This window comes from uncultured Streptococcus sp. (assembly GCF_963518475.1).
Taxonomy (GTDB): domain Bacteria; phylum Bacillota; class Bacilli; order Lactobacillales; family Streptococcaceae; genus Streptococcus.
The window spans coordinates 1-22,451 of sequence record NZ_CAUQJA010000003.1 but is presented as its reverse complement, the minus strand read 5'-3'; the positions used below and the strand labels follow the sequence as shown (position 1 = coordinate 22,451).

Sequence of the window (22,451 nt, the reverse complement as noted above, 5' to 3'; positions counted from 1 at the left end):
TTAAAAGACAACCTTAGTACCATGTAGTTGTGTCACTCCCAGTTGGTCGATAAAGATTTGACGGTTGTCAAGGTCAATCCCCCCGCCTGGTAGAATTTCAATTTTACCTTTAGCGTGCTCCAAAATTCTGTGATAGTGAGCAAAACGTTTTTCTAAGGAGTCGCCAGACACACCAGCGCGAGTTAGGATACGAGTGACACCGGCTTGGCTGAGCCAGTCAATAGCTTCTAACTGGTCTTCTTCGCTCAATTCATCAAAGGCCATGTGGAAGACAATTTCCATTCCTTTTGATGCAGTAATTAACTTTTCAAGATTAGGTTTATCCAACTTCTTATCAGCAGTTAAAGCTCCAAATACAACCCCTTGACTTCCAGCCTGAGCAGTCAACCGAATGTCTTCTAGCATAATTGCAATTTCTAGTTCATTATAGACAAAGTCGCCACCACGTGGACGAATCATGGTCATGATGGTCGTATCGTAGTTAGCTGCCAATTCAACCGCTGCCTTAGTCACTCCATAGCTGGGTGTTGTCCCACCAACTGCAAGATTATCACAGAGTTCGATTCGACGAGCTCCAGCCTGCATCGCTTTTTCAAGCAAGGTCACATTTTCAGCACAAAATTCGTAAATCATTTGATTCTCCTTGAAGATTACTTTAAATTTATTATATCATATTGTTGTGAATATGCTTTCAATTTTATCAAGGCAAATAACTACTATTTTAACTATTCTTTGTCTGGAATAACCTTAAAGAGATAATAGGTGATAAAGATGGTCAAAGCACCCAGACCGATTTTGACTGGTAAAAGAGGTGCAAAAAAAATGGAAATTCCCATCAAGATGTAGATAGATACGATGATTTTTTTCTTTCGTTCACGCGCAATAGACTTAGTCTCGCGAAAATCAGCTACATATGCTTGATAGAGTTTGGTATGATACAACCAATCTTCGAAACGCTTGGAACTTCTGGAGAAACAAGCAATAGACAACAAAAGAAAAGGCGTTGTAGGCAACAAGGGTAAAACAACCCCAACAATAGCCAAGGCCAGCGATAAAAAACCAATAATAAGATAAATAATACGCATAACTACTCCTAGTTAATACTCTTCGAAAATCTCTTCAAACCGCATCAACGTCGCCTTGACGTAGGTATGGTTCCTGACTTCGTCAGTCTTATCTGCAACCTCAAAGCAGTGCTTTGAGCAACCTGCGGCTAGTTTCCTAGTTTGTTCTTTGATTTTCATTGAGTATAAAATAATCTTCTTCTAGTTTCGCATAAAATGATGAATTTTGTCAAGTTCTAACCAAAAAGAGCCTGAAATTTACTTTCGGGCTCCTCCTCTTATTTAATCTTTTCTTCTTCGTAGTCACCCTTGCTACAAACAACCTGCTTGCCACCACCACGGACTTTTTTCTCTATGAGGAAATTGCCACATTTTGGACAGTCACGACCAACAGGCTTGTCCCAAGAAGTAAATTCACAGTCTGGATAGCGATTGCAACCATAGAAGAGGCGGTTACGCTTGGTTTTACGCTCAATGATTTGTCCCTGATGACAACTTGGACACTCAACACCAATCTCTTTCACGATTGCTTGGGTATGACGGCAATCTGGGAAATTGCTACAAGCGTAGAACTTACCAAATCGACCAAGTTTAATAACCATTGGACTGCCACACACTTCACAGTCAAATCCAGCTGGTTCATCCTTGATCTGGATTTTTTCCATTTCTTCTTCAGCCTTGGAGACCTCTTTAGAAAATGGTTTGTAAAAGGCATCTATAACACGTTGCCACTGCTCTTTTCCGACTTCGACATCATCCAGTTTGCCTTCCATTTCAGCTGTAAAGGTCACGTTTACGATATCTGGAAAATATTCAACGATGAGCTTGTTAACAATTTCTCCCAACTCTGTTGGTTCAAAACGTTTGGCTACAAGGCGAACATAATAACGTTTCTGAATAGTTTCAATGGTCGGTGCATAGGTTGACGGACGTCCAACCCCATTTTCTTCCAAGGTCTTAATCAGTGTCGCTTCAGAATAACGAGCAGGCGGTTGAGTGAAATGTTGCTCTGGTTTGCTATTGACCTGCTTGACTACATATCCAACAGCCATATCTGGTAACATCTTATTCTTATCAGAATCATTATAAATGGCAAGATAACCATCAAACTTAACCTGACTACCATTGGCAGCGAATTGAACCCCATTTTGAGACAATTTAACAGCCATGGTATCAAAGACAGCAGCTGTCATCTGGCTAGCCACAAAACGATTCCAGATAAGAGTATAAAGCTTGAGCTGATCCTTATCCAGATACTTAGCAATACTTTCAGGTGTATTAAAGATACTAGACGGACGAATAGCCTCGTGGGCATCCTGAGCACCTGAAGCATTTTTGACCTTGCTACCATGCTTAGAATACTTGCTACCAAAACGGTCCGTAATGAAACTTGCTGCTTCATTTTGCGCTACAGGACTGATACGGGTCGAATCGGTACGCATATAGGTAATCAAACCTTGAACACCAGAACCGATATTAATCCCTTCATAGAGCTGTTGGGCAACCATCATGGTTTTTCGAGTACGGAAATTGATTTTATTGGCAGCATCCATCTGCATAGATGAAGTGGTATAGGGTAATGGAGCATTGCGTTTGCGCTCTTTCTTATCTACCTGATCCACTGAAAAATCTTTACTAGTCAGACGAGACAGAACTTCCTTGACCTCATCATTGCTAGTCAGTTTCAGCTTTTTACCATCCACTCCATAGAAGGAAGCCTGAAATTGCTTGGTTCCCTTTTTAAAGACACCATCAATTGTCCAGTATTCTTCTGGCTGGAAGGCATTAATTTCATTCTCACGGTCAATGATGAGTTTAAGGGCAATGGACTGTACGCGCCCTGCTGATAAGCCCTTCTTGACCTTCTTCCACAAAATAGGGGAAATCGAGTACCCCACCAAGCGGTCTAGGACACGACGAGCCTGTTGGGCATCGACCAAGTCCATATCAATCTTGCGTGGTTCTTTAAAAGCATTTTTGACCGCATCCTTGGTGATTTCATTGAAGACCACACGGTTGGCATCATTTTCATCTAAGTTGAGAATGTGAGCCAAATGCCAAGAAATCGCTTCTCCTTCACGGTCCGGGTCACTCGCCAGAAAAACTTTATTAGCTTTTTTAGCTTCTTTTTTCAAGTCATTAATAAGAGGACCTTTTCCTCGGATATTGATATATTGCGGTTCATAATTATTTTCAATATCGACGGACATACTGGATTTCTTCAAATCACGGATATGCCCGACACTGGCTAAAACCTTGTAGTTTCTGCCGAGGTATTTCTCAATCGTTTTCGCCTTAGCAGGCGACTCCACGATTACTAGATTTTTTTTAACTGTTGATTTTTTCTTTTTTGTTGCCGTAGCCACAGTATCACACCTTTTCAAAGTAATAAACTTTATAAAGTGTAAACCATTTTGCCATAACTGTCAAGACTTAGCTCCTATATATAGAAGAAAAGTTTGTCTAGTAAGCGAACTTCCGTCTTATAGTCAATGAAAATCAAAGAGCAAACTAGGAAGCTAGCCGCAGGCTGTACTTGAGTACGGCAAGGTGAAGCTGACGTGGTTTGAATTTGATTTTCGAAGAGTATTAAAATTCAAATTCCGCAAGAACATCCTTCCCACTTGTAACCAATTTTGCCCCTTCTTGAATCAAATGATGGCAACCGTCTGATAGTCCATCTAAAATGCTACCAGGAATAGCAAAGACATCGCGCCCTTCCTCCATTGCTCGCTCACAGGTAATGAGACTACCTGAGCGCATCTTAGCCTCTGCTACGATCACACCACGACAAAGTCCAGCAATGATGCGATTACGGGCAGGAAAATGAAATTTCAGAGGTTGTTCGCCTGGTCCATACTCACTGAGAACCAGATGATCATTGCCGATGTAGTCTTGCAAGCGTTTATTGGCTTTAGGATAAAACACATCCAGTCCTGTTCCAATCACTGCAATGGTTTTTCCGCCATTCTGAAGAGCTGCCATATGAGCGGCTGTGTCAATGCCCTTGGCTAATCCACTGACGATAACCAGTTCATTTTCCAAGCCTTGAATGACTTTTTCAACTGACTTAACTCCCTGTTTGCTACAAGCACGACTTCCTACGACTGCTACCTTAGGAAATTTCAAGAGGTCAAGATTTCCCTTGTAAAATAAAAGCACAGGCGCATCGTATATTTCACTCAAATCCCAAGGGTAACAGTCATCTAAAATAGAGAAAGATGGAAATTTTTGAAATTCTTTCTCCAAATGCGCATCGTCTATCTGAAAATAACGTTCCATAAAAACAGCTGGATTTCGGCAACCTGATATATCTGCAATATCTCCTAACAACAGTTCTTGATCGACATTTTCACCGTATTCTAGAACGTTTAAAATCTGTTGATTGCTCAAACCTGATTTTTTCAATTTATAGATTTCATAGTTTGTGATTTTCATAAATATCTCCATTTCTTTTTCTACTCATCTATTTATTCGTAAAAAATCAAAAAAACATCCGACTATTTTAGCCAGATGTTGGAATCTTTAATTTTCGTTTTTTAGAATTTCTTCTAATTTATGATAGTCTTGGACACTATCGATCTCATAGATGCTATTACCTTCTAATTCTTCAACATAGACATCTAGCTCTTTGATGTTATCCTTAACCATATTGTCCCAGTAGAGATTAACAAATTCGCCACTTGCATAAGCCTTATCGATAAAGCTGACAATCTTTTCTGCAGTTGGAGCATCCCAGAAGGATACACCACTAAGGATGCGACCTGCCTTGCTATCAACAATAATGTCTTGAACCTTGTAGTCATCTCCATAGACCAAGAACCATTCGTTGGTACAATCTTCACGATAGACACTAAAATAAGTCGAACGTGTCAAATCATTGCGGAACATATTTTTAAAGAGATAATTGTCAGCATCAATAACATAGCTGTTAGCTAACTCTTCTTTTACAAGATAGAGAGAGTAAAAGTTATTGTAGTCAGCGTATTTATCATTGAAAACGAGGCGAACTCCATATTTTTCTTTTAAGTAATCGAATTGTTCTTTAAGGTAACCAACGATGATGATGATGTCATTAATTCCTTTTTCTTTTAAAAACTCAATTTGGTATTCAATCAAAGGTTTTTGATTAACCTGAACCAAGGCTTTAGGGGTATTTTCAGTCATAGGACGCAAGCGAGTTCCCAATCCCGCTGCTAAGATGATGGCTTTCACACGAATCTCCTTTATTCTTTAATAATAATATAAACTCCAGCAATAACGACAAGTGACGTAATAATTGTCAGCATATCTAGAGGTGCACCCAAGAAAACAACTGCAAACAAGACAGTCCAAACTACATAACTCACGTTCAAACCTGTAGCCTTGGCTGGTTGCAAGCGATTGATAGCGATATAATAAGCCAAGTAGGAAATCATATCAAAGGCTGCAAAGACAATCATAAGACCTAACAATTGTCCATTGGCCACTTCTGCAAATGACTGATGAGAAAAGAGCACAATCACAAGATAGGACAAGAATGAAGTCACTTGACGGATTAAGAGGGCTTCGATTTCACTCAGTTCACTTTCCATGGCAAAAGAGCTAAGAACACTTTCGCTTCCCCATGCAATAGCACAAACCAAAGCACAGAGAATCCCAATGTAGAAAGAATTAACCTGTTCAACCTTATAGGTCTGAGCAATAATCCCTCCAATAATCAAGACAATCCCAAACACAGTATTTTTTGAAATCTTGTGCTTCAAAAAGAAGAAAGCCAATAAAACTGAAACTGCAGGATAAATAGCCGATACAGATGAAGCTAAGGAACTTCCTATATACTTAACCGCATAAAGATTGGCCTGCATACCGATAGGGCCTGCTAATAAGGCTCCGATGATAACACTAACATTGCGAATATTTAAGAAAATTGAGAGACGAACTTTTCCTTCTTTTATCAAAAGAAAAGCTAGTAAGATAAAGATACTCAAGAAATCGTGAGCAGCAGCCACCACAAAGGGCGACAAATCTGTAAAAATCGAAAAGATATAAGCACTAATCGTTAGACCCAACCCCCAGAAAATACCTGAGAGTAGACCAAAAGAAACTCCATTTTTAGTTTTCATCTGAACCTCCATAATATGACAAACCTTTAACAGCTCTTTGGTAACGACTCACACCATAGTCACCAAAATCTGCACCTTGCTCTTCTTTGTAGACTGTCCATAGACTCCAAATAGCATCTTGTAAAATTTTATAAATGGCAATCTTTTCACGAGAGACAGGTGTTTGCTCACTCTCATAGTGAGACAAGAAGTCTTCTTCCTCTTGACGAGTGAATTCAGACTCTAAAAAGAGAGCAGCCAAATCCCACATTGGATCGTTCATTGATGAATATTCCCAGTCAATCAGATAAAGTCGTCCTTGTGGTGACTCGATAAAGTTTTCAGGCACCAAATCGATATGACAAGATTTTCTGTCAACACCTAAGTCAGCCAGTCTTTTCTCTAAGGAGAAGACTTCTTCTCTAACTGCTTCATAGTTGGCATAAGGGATTTTTTCCTCAATCAAGGATTCGTATTTTTTAATTTCTTCAAAAGGAGCAAATTCTCCTCTTAATTCCTTGCCAGAAGCATGAATCGTTTGTAATATTGGAGCAATTTTATCAAATTTGGTCTTGATTGACGTTGAATCAAGCGTAATCGCAGATTCGATATACTCATTTACTTTGATACCAGCTTCAATATCAAAAAGATAATTTTTTACATCTAAGTCTAAATCCTTTAGTAGTTCAAGATTGTACTTTTCATCTTGACGATTGATCAGCTTTTCTGTCCCTTTACCAAAGAACTTAACGATGTATTGCTTATTTGTTGTTTTGACCAAATAGTTTTGATTGGTCATTCCCCCCAGTTGTTCAACACTGAGGACTTCCTCTTCTTGACTAAGTAGGGAAGAAATTTTCTCTTTAATGATTTTCTCCACAATTAACCTCCAGCACCTATACTTCCCACTTAAACACGGTTTTAAAGGCTGTGTTTAAATCGGTTGCAAAGACACGGTGAATATCTTTAATTTCTCTTACAGGTTCTTCTAGATAAAGGATATTTTTAAGACGATTGGCAAATTTCTTGACTTCCATCATTTGGATTGCATTTTCAAAATCGATGCGACCAGAACGAGAAGATCCAACTAAGAGCAAGCCTTTTTCTAAGGCATCGCGAGTATTGAGATTGACTTTATATTCGCTAACTCCCATCATGAGAATCGTTCCTTGAGGACGAATATAGCGAATCAAGTCATTAATGGCTGGTCCAGTACCATCACCACCACAACACTCAAAAGCATGGTCAAAGGCCAAATCTTCAGGAATATTATCAGTAATATAGCATTCTTTGGCAAATGAGAAAAGTTCCAATTTTTCCCAATGACGACCAATAACCACAATCTCTGCTTCTGGCAAAGTATAGTTGATAATATTAGCAACCACAAAAGCTAAACTTCCATCTCCGATAACGGCGATTCGGTCCCGCTTGCTATGAGCAAGGGTCAATAGACGATTCATAGCGTGCATGCCGACACTGACAAACTCTGTAATCGCTGCAACCGTATCTTCAATAGCATCATAAGCCACCACGCGATCTTTAGGGAGAGAAACAAACTCTCTCATAAAGCCATCAAAACCACTAGACAAGAAATGGGTCCCTGTCATGTAGTTCTCATAGAATTCTTCATCGCTCTGCATAGGAGGCTGATTCGGAATCATGACAACTTTTTGACCAACCTCGTAGGTTCCTGTTGGGTCAGAAATGACGGTTCCACATGACTCGTGAATCATTGCCATTGGAAGCTTTTTATTCAAAATCTTCGGATCACGTTTTCCTTGGTAGTAACGCTGATCCGCATGACAGACAGCCATATAGTTAGGGCGGATGAGGATATGATTCTCTTGATCAATAGCCTCTTCCTGGTATTTGACATTGATAAACTTAGGCTTAGTTAGTTGATAAATTTGATTAATCATTTTACTAGTCTTTCTCAATCATACTTTTTGCAATCTTCAAATCTGTTACGGTTGTAATCTTCAGATTTGAGTATTCACCTTTGGCCAAGGCCACATCTTTGCCCTTGATCACAAAAATTTTACATGCATCTGTCAAGATTTCCTTCTCTTCATCAGAAAGAGATCCATAAAGGTCCATGAAGTCCTTGCAACGGAATGTTTGAGGTGTTTGTCCTTGATAAAGGTGAGCACGATTTGGAATATCTGTAATAAATTGACCGTTGGTGCTTTCAACGATAGTATCAACCGCTTCTACCACTGTATCCACTGCGTCATGATTTTGAGCAAGTTGGATATTGTCCTGAATCATGCGAAGTGTAATAAATGGACGAACAGAATCGTGGGTAACAACGATATCCTCTGGAGTAAGCGGACGATAAGCATCAATGGCTTCAATGATTTTCTCAATACTTGTATTACGGTCAGCACCACCTTTTGTAATGATGATACGATCCTTATGAAGAGGAAGATATTTATCTACAAGATCTTCTGCATGGGAAACCCAGTCTCCATGAACACCAACTACAATTTTTTCAATGCTTGGTTCCAAGACAAATTTTTCAATTGTATGAATCAAGATAGGTCGATCACCTAGCTCTAAAAATTGTTTTGGCAAGTTACTGATTCCCATGCGTGTGCCAGTTCCACCAGCAAGAATTCCTGCATAAATCATCTATTTTCTCCTTTGTCTTACTAAAAAAACTTATTCTCTCTATTATACCACAATCTAGTCCTATCATGAAAGAAATACCGGCCCTCCCGTTCTAGAATAGAAGGATTAAGGAGTTCTATTATTCAAAGAAACTAGTCCATTTCTAGTAGTGACTAGGAATTCTGTAGTCATTACTAATAAATGGCTGTGAAATTTTAGAGTTCTTCAGAATAATATACTTTCCTTAAAGAAAACTTAAAATTAAGCTTTGATGCTTCAAAGTGATTGTCTGACTTACTGCCCTTCATTTCTTATTAGCTGACTTTATGATATAATGAAAAACGAGGTAAATTGAATGAAAAGTATAAAATTAAATGCTCTATCTTACATGGGAATTCGTGTCTTGAATATTATTTTTCCCATCTTAACTGGTACCTACGTCGCGCGTGTCTTGGACCGAACTGACTATGGTTACTTCAACTCAGTCGACACAATTTTGTCATTTTTCTTACCCTTTGCAACTTATGGAGTCTATAACTACGGTTTACGGGCCATCAGTAATGTCAAGGATAACAAAAAAGATCTGAATAGAACCTTCTCTAGTCTTTTTTATTTGTGCATAGCTTGTACGATTTTGACCACCGCTGTCTATATCCTAGCCTATCCTCTCTTCTTTACAGATAATCCAATCGTCAAAAAGGTCTACCTTGTTATGGGGATTCAACTCATTGCCCAGATTTTTTCAATCGAGTGGGTCAATGAAGCTCTGGAAAATTACAGTTTTCTCTTTTACAAGACTGCCTTCATCCGTATCCTGATGCTGGTATCTATTTTCCTGTTTGTCAAAAATGAACACGATATTGTTGTCTATACACTTGTGATGAGTTTATCGACACTGATTAACTATCTGATTAGTTATTTTTGGATTAAAAGAGACATTAAGCTTGTTAAGATTCACATAAGTGATTTCAAACCGCTCTTTCTCCCTTTGACAGCCATGTTGGTCTTTGCCAATGCCAATATGCTCTTCACTTTTTTGGATCGTCTCTTCCTCGTTAAAACAGGGATTGATGTCAACGTTAGTTACTATACCATGGCTCAACGAATTGTGACCGTTATAGCTGGTGTTGTAACAGGAGCTATCGGAGTGAGTGTGCCTCGTCTCAGTTACTATCTAGGAAAAGGCGATAAGGAAGCCTATGTCGCACTTGTTAACAGAGGCAGTCGAATCTTTAACTTCTTTATCATTCCACTGAGTTTTGGACTCATGGTTTTAGGACCAAATGCCATCCTACTTTACGGTAGTGAAAAATATATCGGAGGTGGTATCTTAACCTCTCTCTTCGCTTTTCGTACGATTATCCTGGCCTTAGATACCATTCTTGGTTCCCAAATTCTCTTTACAAATGGCTATGAAAAACGAATCACAGTCTATACAGTCTTTGCAGGATTACTCAATTTGGGCTTAAATAGTCTCCTCTTTTTCAACCACTTCGTGGCTCCTGAATACTACTTACTGACAACTATGCTATCAGAGGCCTCTCTACTTGTTTTCTATATCATTTTCATCCATAGAAAACAACTCATCCACTTAGGACATATCTTTAGCTATACTGTTCGATACTCGCTCTTTTCACTTTCCTTTGTAGGAATTTATTTCCTGATTAATTTCTTGTATCCCGTGGATATGGTCATTAATTTGCCATTTTTGATTAATACTGGTTTGATTGTCTTGTTATCAGCCATCTCTTATATTGGTCTACTTGCCTTCACCAAAGATAGCATTTTCTATGAATTTTTAAACCATGTCCTAGCCTTAAAAAATAAATTCAAAAGATCATAGGAGTTTAGAATGAAACAACTAACCATTGAAGATGCCAAACAAATTGAATTAGAAATTTTGGATTATATTGATACTCTCTGTAAAAAGCACAATATCAACTATATTATTAACTACGGTACTCTGATTGGGGCAGTTCGACATCAGGGCTTTATTCCTTGGGACGACGATATCGATCTGTCCATGCCTCGAGAAGACTACCAACGATTTATAAACATTTTTCAAAAGGAAAAAAGCAAATATAAGCTCCTTTCCTTAGAAACTGATAAGAACTACTTTAACAACTTTATCAAAATAACCGACAGTACAACTAAAATTATTGATACTCGGAATACAAAAACCTATGAGTCAGGTGTTTTTATCGATATTTTCCCTATGGATCGCTTTGATGACCCTAAGGTCATTGATATTTGTTATAAGCTAGAAAGCTTCAAACTTCTGTCTTTCAGTAAACATAAAAATATTGTCTATAAAGATAGCCTCTTAAAAGATTGGATACGAACAGCCTTCTGGTTACTCCTTCGACCTGTTTCTCCTCGTTATTTCGCACATAAAATCGAGAAAGAAATTCAAAAATATAGTCGTGAAAATGGGCAGTATATGGCTTTTATCCCTTCTAAATTTAAGGAAAAGGAAGTCTTCCCAAGTGGTACCTTCGATAAAACAATCGATTTACCCTTTGAGAATTTGACCCTTCCTGCGCCAGAAAAATTTGATACTATTTTGACACAATTTTATGGAGATTATATGACCCTACCACCAGAAGAAAAACGCTTCTACAGTCATGAATTTCACGCTTACAAATTGGAGGATTAGGATGCAGTATTTAGAAAAAGAAGAAATTAAAGAAATTCAACTAGCCCTGCTAGACTATATTGATGAGACTTGTAAGAAACATAATATTCCTTATTTTCTCAGTTATGGAACCATGCTTGGAGCTATCCGCCACAAAGGTATGATTCCATGGGATGATGATATTGATATTTCCCTTTATCGTGAAGATTATGAACGCTTATTGAAAATTATTGAGGAAGAAGACCATCCACGTTATAAGGTTCTCTCCTACGACACTTCTTCTTGGTACTTCCATAATTTCGCATCGATTTTGGATACTTCTACTGTTATCGAAGATCATGTTAAGTACAAGCGTCATGACACCAGTCTCTTTATCGATGTCTTCCCAATTGATCGCTTTACAGACTTGAGCATTGTCGACAAGAGTTATAAGTATGTAGCCCTTCGTCAACTAGCTTATATAAAAAAATCACGCGCAGTTCACGGTGATAGCAAAATAAAAGATTTTCTAAGATTATGTAGCTGGTACGCCCTCCGATTGGTCAATCCCCGTTACTTTTACAAGAAAATTGATCAGCTAGTCAAAAATGCTACAACCAACTCTCCTCAATATGAAGGAGGAATTGGGATTGGTAAGGAAGGTATGAAAGAAGTCTTCCCAGTTGATACCTTTAAAGAACTGATCTTAACTGAGTTTGAAGGCCGTATGCTGCCCGTCCCTAAAAAATATGATCAATTTTTAAACCAGATGTATGGGGATTATATGACACCACCATCAAAGGAAATGCAAGAATGGTATAGTCATAGTATTAAAGCTTATCGCAAAAGCTGATTAAGAAGTAGTTTACAAGAAAAAATATAACAAAAAAGAGAAGATCGTTACACCTTCTCTTTTTTCTATTTAAATTGCTTCTGTAACAAAACTACGGCTTTCCAATACTTTGAGCATGGCGTTAGCTGTATCTATGGCTGTGAAGAGGGGCACTCCGTGTTCAATAGCTGAACGGCGAATCTGCTCACCATCTTCGTCTGCAGTTCGTTTTGTTCCAACTGTATTAATGATAGCTTGAATTCTTCCTTTACGAACAAAGCTTGGAATATCCTTATCGTCATCACCAATCTTACCAACAGGTTGGGCTTGCAATCCATGACTGGCAAAGAAGGCTGCTGTCCCTTCTGTCGCGAGGATTCCATAGCCAATATTTTGGAAACGACGAGCCAAGTCCAAGGCTTCTTCTTTGGCATCATCAGCGATGGTAAATACAACGTTACCAAAAGTTGGCAAGTGTAAGTAAGAAGCTTCAAAGGCCTTATAGAGAGCTTTTTCCAAAGTCGTATCAGAACCCATAACTTCCCCTGTTGACTTCATTTCAGGACCAAGTAAGCTATCTACTTTCGCTAACTTGGTGAAGGAGAAGACTGGAGCCTTGATATGAACGCGGGTGCTTTCAGGGTAAAGTCCATCTTGGTAGCCAAGTTCTTCAAGTTTTTGACCAAGAATGAGCTTGGTTGCTACTTGAGCCATAGGGATATTGGTCACTTTAGAAAGAAATGGAACCGTACGGCTGGCACGTGGATTGACCTCAATAACGTAGACTTTTTCATCCTTGATAACAAACTGGATGTTCATCATTCCAAGGCAGTTAAGACCGATTGCTAGGCGTTTAGTATAGTCTGCGATTGTTTCTTGTACCTTTTGCGACAAGGTTTGTGGTGGGTAAACGGCCATTGAGTCACCTGAGTGGACACCAGCACGTTCGATATGCTCCATGATACCAGGAATGAGTACATTTTTACCATCTGAAATGGCATCGACTTCACACTCTTGTCCAACGATATAAGAGTCAACAAGAACAGGGTGGTCTGGACTTGCCTTAACCGCAGTACGCATATAAGAACGAAGGTCTTCTTCGTTTTCAACGATTTCCATAGCACGTCCACCTAAAACATAAGATGGACGGACTAAGACTGGGAAACCAATCTTGCGAGCCGCAAGCACTGCTTCTTCTTCATTGGTAGCCGTTTGTCCTGGTGGCTGTGGAATATCCAAATCTTTAAGAGCTTGCTCGAAGAGGTCACGGTCTTCGGCACGATCTAGGTCAGCGACCTGTGTACCAAGGATAGTCACACCTGCTTTTGCCAATGGCTCCGCAAGGTTGATAGCTGTTTGACCACCGAACTGAACGATAACACCTTTTGGTTGCTCCGAGTCAATGACGTTCATAACATCTTCGAATGTCAATGGCTCAAAGTAAAGCTTATCTGATACAGAGAAGTCTGTTGAAACAGTCTCTGGGTTTGAGTTCATGATAATAGCTTCATAACCAGCAGCCTGGATAGCCTTAACAGAGTGAACAGTTGCGTAGTCAAACTCGACCCCTTGACCGATACGGATTGGACCAGAACCTAGGACAAGTACAGATTCTTTATCAGACTTGATAGACTCGTTTTCCCAACCATAGGTTGAATAGAAGTATGGTGTTTCAGAGTCAAATTCTGCCGCACAAGTATCTACCATCTTGTAGACTGGGACAATCTTGTTTTCCAAGCGAAGCTGGCGAACTTGGTCTGCAGTCGTTTCCCAAAGTTCAGCAATCTTACGGTCTGAAAATCCATTGAGTTTGGCAGTTTTCAAAACGTCTAAATCTTGTGGATGAGCGCCCAATTCTTGCTCAATTTCAAAGATATGTAGGAGTTTATCGAGATAAAAAATATCGATTTTTGTAAGCTCTGCAATTTCTTCTGGTGTGTAACCACGGCGAATAGCTTCTGACACATAGAAGAGACGGTCATCTTGAGCTTTCACAACCTTTTCAATCAAGGCATCATCTGAAACACTAGCAAGTTCTGGAATTTCATTGTGATGAACACCAATTTCAAGTGAGCGGCAAGCTTTAAGGAGAGATTCCTCAATGTTACGACCAATCGCCATTACTTCCCCAGTCGCCTTCATCTGTGTACCAAGACGGCGTTCACCCTTTTCAAACTTATCAAATGGGAAACGAGGAATTTTGGCAACCACATAGTCAAGGGCAGGCTCAAACATGGCATAAGTTGATCCTGTTACTGGATTAATAACTTCATCCAAGGTCAAACCAACTGCAATCTTAGCAGCCAATTTAGCGATTGGATAACCCGTCGCCTTAGAAGCAAGGGCTGACGAACGCGATACACGAGGGTTTACTTCGATAACATAATACTTAAAGCTATGGGGATCAAGTGCCAGCTGAACATTACATCCACCTTCAATCTTAAGGGCACGAATGATGCTCAAGCTTGCGTCACGAAGCATTTGATTTTCATAATCTGACATGGTTTGGGCAGGAGCAAATACAATGGAATCTCCTGTGTGAATCCCGACTGGGTCAAAGTTTTCCATGTTACATACAACCAAAGCATTGTCAGCTGAGTCACGCATAACTTCGTATTCAATTTCCTTGAATCCTGCGATTGAACGCTCAATCAAACATTGGGTAACAGGTGACAATTTCAAACCATTTTCAGCGATTTCACGCAATTCTTCCTCGTTGGCACACATACCTCCACCAGTACCACCAAGGGTAAAGGCTGGACGGACAATGACCGGGTAGCCAATCGTTACTGCAAAGTCAACTGCTTCTTCGACAGTATTAACAATTTCAGATTCTGGAATGGGTTGGTTGAGCTCTTCCATCAATTGTTTAAAGAGGTCACGGTCCTCCGCTTGGTCAATGGCAGATAGTTTAGTACCGAGAAGCTCTACTTCAAGCTCATCTAGGATACCATTTTTAGATAATTCCATGGCCATGTTGAGACCTGTCTGACCACCGAGTGTTGGTAGCAAGGCATCTGGACGTTCCTTTCGAAGAATACGTGTCACAAACTCAAGTGTAATCGGTTCAATATAAACCTTATCAGCAATCTCCTTGTCCGTCATGATGGTGGCAGGGTTTGAGTTAACCAAGACAACCTCATAACCTTCCTCTTTCAACGACAAGCAAGCCTGGGTCCCAGCATAGTCAAACTCAGCAGCCTGACCAATAATAATCGGACCAGAACCAATCACCATAATTTTTTGAATATCAGTACGTTTAGGCATAGTTTATGATACAAAGCCCGTAAAGAACACAGTGAAAATAGGAAACTCGGTGCAGACACCTTCAGCGTCAAGACGATGTTTATCTTTTTCACACAGTTCTTAGGGCGTGTTCACTTCCGCGAACAATGTATCTTCTCCTTTCTATTCGGCGCCTCACAGGGCGACATTAAATAAATTCTCCGACGATTTTTTAGCGAAACGATACTTTTCGGTAAAAAATCTAGTGCAGGGAGTTTTTAGTTCGCCTGATAGCGACTAAAAGAAACGACCTGCCTTTCTATTCGTCGCCTCTCAGGGCGACATTAAATAAGATACAAAGGACGAATAGAAAACGATTGAATTTTAGGAAACCAAGGAAGGATTGACAATCCAAATTGGTTTCTCTAAATTCCGAGTTTTCCGTCCGTGTTCAGTTACATAAATTCTCCGACGAGCTTTTACTAGTTCCTAGTTTGATTGTTTAAAAGCTTCCATCATCTCGATAAACTCGTCAAATAGGTAGCTTGCGTCGTGTGGACCAGGGGCTGCATCTGGGTGATATTGAACAGAGAAAGCAGGTTGGTATCTGTGACGTACACCTTCAACTGACTTGTCATTGATTTCTTCATGGGTAATGATCAAGTGCTCTGGCAAATCCTCACGGCTAACTGCATAACCATGGTTCTGACTTGTAAAATCCACACGTCCAGTTGCAATTTCACGAACCGCATGGTTGAATCCACGGTGACCAAACTTCATCTTGTAGGTCTTAGCACCATTTGCCATTGCAAAGAGTTGGTGCCCCATACAGATACCAAAGATTGGAATTTTTCCTTGCACACCACGAATCATATCCAGTGCCTGTGGAACATCTTCTGGGTTACCTGGACCATTTGACAACATAACTCCGTCAGGGTTGAGATGGAGAATTTCTTCAGCCGTTGTCGAATAAGGAACAACCGTCACGTTACAGTTGCGTTTAGAAAGTTCACGTAGGATTGAGTGCTTAAGACCAAAGTCCACTAGCACCACGCTCAAACCGACTCCTGGAGCTGGATAGGATGTTTTAGTAGAAACCTGTTTGATATTGTCTGTCGGCAATACTGTTGCTTGGAGTTGGTCAGTCACATGGTCCATGCTGTCCCCAACATGGGTCAAGGTTGCACGCATAGTACCATGCTTACGGATAATCTTGGTAAGGGCACGCGTATCAATTCCTGAAATACCTGGAATTTTCTTAGCTTTCAAGAATTCATCCAAGGTCATTTGGTTGCGCCAGTTGCTAGCTCGACGCGCCTCTTCGAAAACGACAACTCCCTTACAAGTTGGAATAATGGATTCGTAGTCATCACGGTTAATTCCATAATTTCCCACCAAAGGATAGGTAAAGGTCAAGATTTGTCCATTATAAGACTGGTCTGTAATGGATTCTTGGTAGCCGGTCATCCCTGTATTAAAGACGATTTCGCCTGTAACATCAATATCTGCTCCGAAGGCCTTGCCTTCAAAAACTGTGCCATCTTCTAATACTAGAAGTCTTTTTGTCATATTTTCACCTCTCGTGGACGCTCACTGGCGTCTTTTAACGTCTTGTGTTTTAGTTGGCGTTTCTACTCGCCAGTACGGATTCTAAGATTGCCATTCGAACAAAGACACCATTCGTCATTTGTTGAACAATCCGTGATTTTGGTGCTTCAACCAAGTGGTCTGCGATTTCTACATCACGATTGACTGGAGCTGGGTGCATGAGGATTGCTGTTTCTTTCAAACGGTCATAACGTTCTTGAGTCAAACCATGTTGGGCATGGTAGTCTTCTTTTGAAAAGACTGCACCACTATCATGGCGTTCATGTTGCACACGGAGAAACATCATGACATCCACCTGATCAATGATTTCATCAATGGTTACAAACTGTCCATAGTCCGCAAACTCTTGACTTCTCCATTCCTCAGGTCCAGCAAAGTAAAGTTCAGCTCCCAAGCGTTTTAAAATCTGCATATTGGATTTAGCAACGCGTGAGTGGTCCAAGTCACCTGCAATCGCAACCTTGAGACACTCAAAGTGGCCAAATTCCTCATAAATAGTCATCAAATCCAGCAAGCTTTGGCTAGGGTGTTGTCCCGAACCATCTCCACCATTGATGATGGAAGTCGTAATCGTCGGACTAGCAATCAACTCTCTGTAGTAGTCAACCTCAGGATGGCGAATCACACAGACATCCACTCCTAAAGCAGACAAAGTCAAAATGGTATCATAAAGTGTCTCACCCTTATTAACCGAACTAGTCTTGACATCAAAGTCAAGTCGTTCCAATCCCAATTTAATCTCTGCCACTTCAAAGGACTTATGCGTCCGTGTAGAATCCTCAAAGAAAAGATTGGAAACAATCGGATGGTCCTCATAGGGAAGCTGAGCTCCGTTTTTAAACTCAATTCCTCGCTTGATCAATTTCATGACTTGATCGACAGTGAGGTCTTCCATGGACACCACATGGTTCAATGCTTGTTGATTTTCTGACATGGCTACTCCTTTAGCTTTCTAAGCTTCTTCAGTAATCAGAACTCTGTCTTGGCCATCAAGTTCTGCCATCTCTACGATGATTTCTTCAGAACGACTGGTTGGGATATTCTTTCCAACGTAATCTGGACGGATTGGCAATTCTCTATGTCCACGATCGACTAGAACAGCTAAACTCACGCGCGCAGGACGGCCATGACCGACAATATTATCAATAGCAGCACGTATGGTACGACCTGTATAGAGCACATCATCCACCAAGATAACTTCGCGGTCTGTCACATCGACAGAAACCAAAGAAGTATCTTCTCCACTTTTAACATCATCACGGAAAGGTTTGGTATCCAATTCTACAACAGGAACTGAAAGATTTTCTAGCTGCTCCAAACGTTCTTGGATTCGGTGGGCGATAAAGACACCACGAGTTTTAATACCAGCCAAGACGATCTTATTCAAATCTTTGTTGCGTTCGATAATCTCGTAAGTAATACGCGTAATCGCCCGTTTGACGGTCAATTCGTCTACAACTTCTTTTGTCTTCATGACAAACCTCCAAAAAGAAAAGTCTCCTTAAACAAGGAGACTTGAAATGTATAGCTAAGTAAGCCCTACTGCAAACAGTATAGACTCCACCCTTCTACTTTATCACGCTCCTTGCCTGCCTCACGGGACAGGTTTAAAGGAATATTTAGTTATCAAATACTATAGCACAAAGCGAGCCTAAAATCAAGCAAAAACTTTTGAAACCCCATCTTATAAATTGCTAAAATCATATAACTGTGGGTACTGGTCACACTCTGGATTTTTAGGATGGCAAATGGCTCTTCCAAAATAAATCATAGCCTGATGGGCTGCTAACCACTGCTCCGGTGGCAAGATATCCATAACTCGTTTTTCCACCTCAAGCGGTGTCGCTGATTTTTTGACAATATCGTGGTGTTTGCAAATACGCTCCACATGAGTATCCACTGCAAAGGCTGGAATCCCAAACCCCACACTCATGACTACATTGGCTGTTTTGCGACCAACACCTGCTAAACTCTCTAATTCCTCACGTGTTTGAGGAACTTGGCCATCAAAATCGTCTAGTAACTGTTGGGCACATTTTTTAAGGAATTTAGCCTTATTTCGATACAGTCCCAGGCGAGAAATGTGTGAAGCAATCTCACTTTCTGTTGCAACAGACATGGCTTGTGGCGTTGGAAAGGCAGCAAAGAGACCTGGTGTGGCCTTATTTACCGCTGCATCCGTCGTCTGCGCTGACAACATGACCGCAACCAAAAGTTCAAAATGATTGGTAAAATCAAGACTGGGCTTGGCATCTGGAAAAAGAGCAATGATTTCTTGTAGCACCTTTCGTGCGCGTTTTTTTGACAAGACCATTATTCGTCTCCATCAAATAGTCCTTGTAAGCCAGCAAAAGGACTGTTTTCTTCTTTCTTAACTGCTTGTTGAGCTTGGTATTCTTCCTCTGTCATGATTTGCCAGTCATTTCCTGAAACAAATCCTTGACCAGCTTCTTCTTCAGCCGTCAAGACCTTAATAGGAATATTTAGTAGGATATTGTCTGACACGCTCTCAGCAAGATCAAGTTCTCCATTTTCGATAGGCAAGACCAAATCATCGTCTAAAACTTCCTGATCTAGTTGGTTAGTTGCGCCTTCCATGAAAACTTCCGTTACTGGATAAGATTCAACTAACTCAACTGGCTCCATACTACGACTTGAAGCAAGGACAATGGTATAAGACAACTGATAGTCTAAGAAATACATACGGTCTTCGTACTGTACTTTTCCAACTGCAAGGATATCTTTTACATCTAAAATTTCTTGATTACGTGCACGTAGGTCGGCGGCTAGGTCTAACATTTGTTCAAAATGCAAGCCTTCAGACTGCTTACGAATTTCTTGAATATTTAATTTCATACTTCCTCCATAAAGATTTACTCTCTTGATTATACCATGAAAAGGCTACAAATCAGCACGGCAAACTTTATAATTAAAATTCGATTTTTTAACATATTTACTATGACATTTTTGTTTTTTAGTGCTATACTATAGGCAATAATACATCAGAGCAAGGAGGATGCTCATATGGAAGACAAAGAACTCATTACTAATGCAACCCAACTCCTATCCGAGTTAAATAAAAGTTTCCAAAGCTGCAAACAGGGTACTGCAGATGATACTCGACTACAAGAGCTGCTAAACACTACTATAAAAGAGCTCAAAAAAGCGGAAAAGTTGAACAACAGTATTTTAATCGACCTTGAGAAATTTTACCAACGTACCAGTCTTCTGATAGGCCTTGGTAGCCTAAAACTAAACGATCAAGCACGTACCGCTTGGCGCAACTATGACAAATTTCATTATGAGCATGTCAAACACGTACTAACTCTTTATGGACCTGTTTTCGGATTTTAGAGATTAGAATTGTCAGTTTTCTGTTGACAAAATATCCTGAAAGGTATAGTATAGAGATACTAATACTCGGAGGTAAGGGAGACATGAACAACTAAGTCTATCAAATAAAGAACCTTTATTTAGTAGATCTTGTTTTTGTCTCTTTTTGTGTACTCTTTTATGCTCTTTTTCTGGCATTTTATACTCAATGAAAATCAAAGAGCAAACTAGGAAGCTAGCCGCAGGTTGCTCAAAGCACTGCTTTGAGGTTGTAGATAAGACTGACGAAGTCAGTTACATATATCTACGGTAAGGCGACGCTGACGTGGTTTGAAGAGATTTTCGAAGAGTATTAATAGAGTTTTTTGACATAAACTTTGGCTCTACTAGATAAAGTAGAGCTTTTTGTTATGCACTATCGACATTCTAGAAAGGGCAACAATATGATAAAAATCAATCATCTGACCATCACACAAAACAAAGATTTACGAGATCTTGTCTCAGACTTAAACATGACCATCCAAGACGGGGAAAAAGTAGCTATTATTGGAGAGGAAGGAAATGGCAAATCAACCTTACTTAAAACTTTAATGGGGGAAACTTTGTCTGATTTCACTATCAAGGGAGACATCCAGTCTGACTATCAGTCACTGGCCTATATTCCTCAAAAACTTCCCGAGGAGCTGAAAAAGAAAAGTCTACACGACTACTTCTTTTTAGATTCTCTTGATTTAGACTACAGTATCCTCTATCGTTTGGCTGAGGAATTGCATTTTGATGGCGATCGCTTCGCTAGCAACCAAGAGATTGGCAGTCTATCAGGAGGCGAAGCTTTGAAAATTCAGCTCATCCATGAGTTAGCCAAACCCTTTGAGATTCTATTTCTAGATGAACCTTCAAATGACCTAGACCTTGAGACGGTTGATTGGCTAAAAAGACAGATACAGAAGATGAGGCAAACCGTTATTTTCATTTCCCATGATGAAGACTTTCTTTCTGAAACGGCAGACACTATTGTTCACTTGCGACTGGTCAAGCACCGTAAAGAAGCGGAAACACTAGTAGAGCATTTAGACTATGATCGCTATAGTGAGCAGAGAAAGGCTAATTTTGCCAAACAAAGCAAGCAAGCTGCTAACGATCAAAGAGCCTACGATAAAACCATGGAAAAACATCGACGAGTCAAGCAAAATGTAGAAACTGCGCTTAGAGCTACTAAAGACAGTACTGCCGGTCGCCTATTGGCTAAAAAGATGAAAACTGTCCTCTCTCAAGAAAAACGCTACGAAAGGGTAGCTCAGGCCATGACCCAAAAGCCACTTGAAGAGGAAGAAATCAAACTTTTCTTTTCAGATGTCCAACCATTACCGGCTTCTAAAGTCTTAATCCAATTGGAAAAAGAAAATTTGTCCATTGGCGACCGAGTTTTGGTTCAGGGACTGCAACTAACTGTCCATGGCCAAGAAAAAATCGGTATCATCGGCCCAAATGGTGTTGGAAAATCGACTCTGCTAGCCAAGTTGCAACAACTGCTTAGCGCAAAAAGAGAAATTTCGCTTGGTTTTATGCCACAAGATTACCACAAAAAACTGCAATTGGATTTATCACCAATAGCCTACCTCAGCAAAACTGGAGAAAAAGAGGAACTACAGAAAATCCAATCTCATCTAGCTAGTCTCAATTTCAGTTATCCAGAAATGCAGCATCAAATTCGCTCCTTATCTGGCGGGCAACAGGGTAAACTCCTGCTTTTGGATTTAGTCTTGCGCAAACCAAACTTTCTCCTTCTGGATGAACCCACACGAAACTTTTCACCCACTTCTCAACCCCAAATCAGAAAACTCTTTGCCACCTATCCAGGCGGTCTCATCACTGTTTCGCATGACCGTCGTTTCTTAAAAGAGGTCTGTTCAATCATCTATCGCTTAACAGAACACGGTTTGGATGTAGTTAATTTAGACAATTTATAAATTTGCAACATAGCAGATAGGTGGGGCAAAAACACAATTTTAGGAGAAGAGAAAGTAAATCTTCCCACAATCATGACCACCCGTCAAACGGGTGGTTTGTCCCAGGGCTAT

General features: G+C 40.1%; 20 protein-coding genes. 5 read left to right on the top strand and 15 right to left on the bottom strand.

The window, feature by feature from the left end; genetic code table 11:
• From RYK12_RS01800 to RYK12_RS01760, 9 genes are all read right to left on the bottom strand, one after another.
• The gene (locus RYK12_RS01800) at positions 1-633 is read right to left on the bottom strand and encodes a copper homeostasis protein CutC (RefSeq protein WP_314846614.1); all 633 of its coding nucleotides are present in this window, start codon (positions 631-633) and stop codon (positions 1-3) included.
• A gap of 92 nt (positions 634-725) precedes the next feature.
• Positions 726-1,085, bottom strand: coding sequence for a YbaN family protein (locus RYK12_RS01795; RefSeq protein ID WP_314846613.1), 360 nt, complete (start codon positions 1,083-1,085; stop codon positions 726-728).
• A gap of 257 nt (positions 1,086-1,342) precedes the next feature.
• Positions 1,343-3,430, bottom strand: coding sequence for a type I DNA topoisomerase (gene topA, locus RYK12_RS01790; protein ID WP_314846612.1), 2,088 nt, complete (start codon positions 3,428-3,430; stop codon positions 1,343-1,345).
• 223 nt (positions 3,431-3,653) lie between these two features.
• Complete coding sequence (gene dprA / locus RYK12_RS01785) at positions 3,654-4,502, bottom strand: DNA-processing protein DprA (RefSeq protein WP_314846611.1); 849 nt, start codon at positions 4,500-4,502, stop codon at positions 3,654-3,656.
• An 87-nt stretch (positions 4,503-4,589) separates the two neighbouring features.
• Positions 4,590-5,279, bottom strand: a complete 690-nt coding sequence (locus RYK12_RS01780) for a sugar phosphate nucleotidyltransferase (RefSeq protein WP_314846609.1) — start codon at positions 5,277-5,279, stop codon at positions 4,590-4,592.
• Between the two features lie 11 nt (positions 5,280-5,290).
• Entirely contained in the window at positions 5,291-6,169 is an 879-nt protein-coding gene (locus tag RYK12_RS01775; RefSeq protein ID WP_314846608.1) for a DMT family transporter, read from the bottom strand.
• The gene (licA, locus tag RYK12_RS01770) at positions 6,159-7,028 is read right to left on the bottom strand and encodes a choline kinase LicA (RefSeq protein ID WP_314846607.1); all 870 of its coding nucleotides are present in this window, start codon (positions 7,026-7,028) and stop codon (positions 6,159-6,161) included. The genes RYK12_RS01775 and licA overlap by 11 nt, the downstream gene beginning before the upstream one ends.
• A gap of 16 nt (positions 7,029-7,044) precedes the next feature.
• Positions 7,045-8,067: a ribitol-5-phosphate dehydrogenase gene (locus tag RYK12_RS01765; RefSeq protein WP_000609877.1), complete on the bottom strand. Its 1,023-nt coding sequence runs from the start codon at positions 8,065-8,067 to the stop codon at positions 7,045-7,047.
• Between the two features lie 4 nt (positions 8,068-8,071).
• Complete coding sequence (locus RYK12_RS01760; protein ID WP_000638490.1) at positions 8,072-8,779, bottom strand: 2-C-methyl-D-erythritol 4-phosphate cytidylyltransferase; 708 nt, start codon at positions 8,777-8,779, stop codon at positions 8,072-8,074.
• 334 nt (positions 8,780-9,113) lie between these two features.
• On the opposite strand from RYK12_RS01760, the gene tacF reads away from it, so the two are divergent.
• Genes tacF through RYK12_RS01745 form a run of 3 tightly spaced genes read left to right on the top strand, consistent with a single transcriptional unit; the run spans position 9,114 to position 12,225 of the window.
• A complete protein-coding gene (gene tacF, locus RYK12_RS01755; protein ID WP_314846606.1) occupies positions 9,114-10,601 on the top strand; it encodes a type IV teichoic acid flippase TacF in 1,488 nt (495 codons plus the stop codon).
• 9 nt (positions 10,602-10,610) lie between these two features.
• The gene (locus tag RYK12_RS01750; RefSeq protein ID WP_261086266.1) at positions 10,611-11,414 is read left to right on the top strand and encodes a phosphorylcholine transferase LicD; all 804 of its coding nucleotides are present in this window, start codon (positions 10,611-10,613) and stop codon (positions 11,412-11,414) included.
• A 1-nt stretch (position 11,415) separates the two neighbouring features.
• Complete coding sequence (locus RYK12_RS01745; protein ID WP_314846605.1) at positions 11,416-12,225, top strand: phosphorylcholine transferase LicD; 810 nt, start codon at positions 11,416-11,418, stop codon at positions 12,223-12,225.
• Positions 12,226-12,294: 69 nt separating this feature from the next.
• On the opposite strand, the gene carB is transcribed toward RYK12_RS01745, so the two are convergent.
• The 6 genes from carB to RYK12_RS01715 all read right to left on the bottom strand — a co-directional run bounded on the left by carB (position 12,295) and on the right by RYK12_RS01715 (position 19,893).
• Positions 12,295-15,471, bottom strand: coding sequence for a carbamoyl-phosphate synthase large subunit (carB, locus tag RYK12_RS01740; protein ID WP_314846604.1), 3,177 nt, complete (start codon positions 15,469-15,471; stop codon positions 12,295-12,297).
• A 447-nt stretch (positions 15,472-15,918) separates the two neighbouring features.
• Positions 15,919-16,998: a carbamoyl phosphate synthase small subunit gene (locus RYK12_RS01735; protein WP_000166853.1), complete on the bottom strand. Its 1,080-nt coding sequence runs from the start codon at positions 16,996-16,998 to the stop codon at positions 15,919-15,921.
• Positions 16,999-17,047: 49 nt separating this feature from the next.
• Positions 17,048-17,971 (bottom strand): aspartate carbamoyltransferase catalytic subunit, encoded by a 924-nt coding sequence (locus RYK12_RS01730; RefSeq protein ID WP_314846603.1) that lies wholly within the window; start codon positions 17,969-17,971, stop codon positions 17,048-17,050.
• An 18-nt stretch (positions 17,972-17,989) separates the two neighbouring features.
• A complete protein-coding gene (gene pyrR / locus RYK12_RS01725; protein WP_000850023.1) occupies positions 17,990-18,511 on the bottom strand; it encodes a bifunctional pyr operon transcriptional regulator/uracil phosphoribosyltransferase PyrR in 522 nt (173 codons plus the stop codon).
• A gap of 210 nt (positions 18,512-18,721) precedes the next feature.
• Positions 18,722-19,351 (bottom strand): endonuclease III, encoded by a 630-nt coding sequence (gene nth / locus RYK12_RS01720; RefSeq protein WP_049546494.1) that lies wholly within the window; start codon positions 19,349-19,351, stop codon positions 18,722-18,724.
• A complete protein-coding gene (locus RYK12_RS01715; protein WP_049546493.1) occupies positions 19,351-19,893 on the bottom strand; it encodes a DUF177 domain-containing protein in 543 nt (180 codons plus the stop codon). The genes nth and RYK12_RS01715 overlap by 1 nt, the downstream gene beginning before the upstream one ends.
• A gap of 168 nt (positions 19,894-20,061) precedes the next feature.
• Here RYK12_RS01715 and RYK12_RS01710 point away from each other — a divergent pair, with 168 nt between their 5' ends.
• Positions 20,062-20,391: a hypothetical protein gene (locus RYK12_RS01710; protein WP_049546492.1), complete on the top strand. Its 330-nt coding sequence runs from the start codon at positions 20,062-20,064 to the stop codon at positions 20,389-20,391.
• 389 nt (positions 20,392-20,780) lie between these two features.
• Entirely contained in the window at positions 20,781-22,340 is a 1,560-nt protein-coding gene (locus tag RYK12_RS01705; RefSeq protein ID WP_314846602.1) for an ATP-binding cassette domain-containing protein, read from the top strand.
• Positions 22,341-22,451: the final 111 nt, after the last annotated feature.

What these genes read in the sequence shown, in the direction of transcription:
- tacF (WP_314846606.1), top strand. Translation starts at nt 9,114, where the DNA reads ATGAAAAGTATAAAATTAAATGCTCTATCTTACATGGGAATTCGTGTC.
- RYK12_RS01745 (WP_314846605.1), top strand. Translation starts at nt 11,416, where the DNA reads ATGCAGTATTTAGAAAAAGAAGAAATTAAAGAAATTCAACTAGCCCTG.
- RYK12_RS01795 (WP_314846613.1), bottom strand. Translation starts at nt 1,085, where the DNA reads ATGCGTATTATTTATCTTATTATTGGTTTTTTATCGCTGGCCTTGGCT.
- RYK12_RS01775 (WP_314846608.1), bottom strand. Translation starts at nt 6,169, where the DNA reads ATGAAAACTAAAAATGGAGTTTCTTTTGGTCTACTCTCAGGTATTTTC.
- carB (WP_314846604.1), bottom strand. Translation starts at nt 15,471, where the DNA reads ATGCCTAAACGTACTGATATTCAAAAAATTATGGTGATTGGTTCTGGT.
- nth (WP_049546494.1), bottom strand. Translation starts at nt 19,351, where the DNA reads ATGGTCTTGTCAAAAAAACGCGCACGAAAGGTGCTACAAGAAATCATT.
- pyrR (WP_000850023.1), bottom strand. Translation starts at nt 18,511, where the DNA reads ATGAAGACAAAAGAAGTTGTAGACGAATTGACCGTCAAACGGGCGATT.
- RYK12_RS01730 (WP_314846603.1), bottom strand. Translation starts at nt 17,971, where the DNA reads ATGTCAGAAAATCAACAAGCATTGAACCATGTGGTGTCCATGGAAGAC.
- RYK12_RS01710 (WP_049546492.1), top strand. Translation starts at nt 20,062, where the DNA reads ATGGAAGACAAAGAACTCATTACTAATGCAACCCAACTCCTATCCGAG.
- RYK12_RS01760 (WP_000638490.1), bottom strand. Translation starts at nt 8,779, where the DNA reads ATGATTTATGCAGGAATTCTTGCTGGTGGAACTGGCACACGCATGGGA.
- RYK12_RS01715 (WP_049546493.1), bottom strand. Translation starts at nt 19,893, where the DNA reads ATGAAATTAAATATTCAAGAAATTCGTAAGCAGTCTGAAGGCTTGCAT.
- RYK12_RS01750 (WP_261086266.1), top strand. Translation starts at nt 10,611, where the DNA reads ATGAAACAACTAACCATTGAAGATGCCAAACAAATTGAATTAGAAATT.
- RYK12_RS01705 (WP_314846602.1), top strand. Translation starts at nt 20,781, where the DNA reads ATGCACTATCGACATTCTAGAAAGGGCAACAATATGATAAAAATCAAT.
- dprA (WP_314846611.1), bottom strand. Translation starts at nt 4,502, where the DNA reads ATGAAAATCACAAACTATGAAATCTATAAATTGAAAAAATCAGGTTTG.
- RYK12_RS01800 (WP_314846614.1), bottom strand. Translation starts at nt 633, where the DNA reads ATGATTTACGAATTTTGTGCTGAAAATGTGACCTTGCTTGAAAAAGCG.
- RYK12_RS01735 (WP_000166853.1), bottom strand. Translation starts at nt 16,998, where the DNA reads ATGACAAAAAGACTTCTAGTATTAGAAGATGGCACAGTTTTTGAAGGC.
- RYK12_RS01765 (WP_000609877.1), bottom strand. Translation starts at nt 8,067, where the DNA reads ATGATTAATCAAATTTATCAACTAACTAAGCCTAAGTTTATCAATGTC.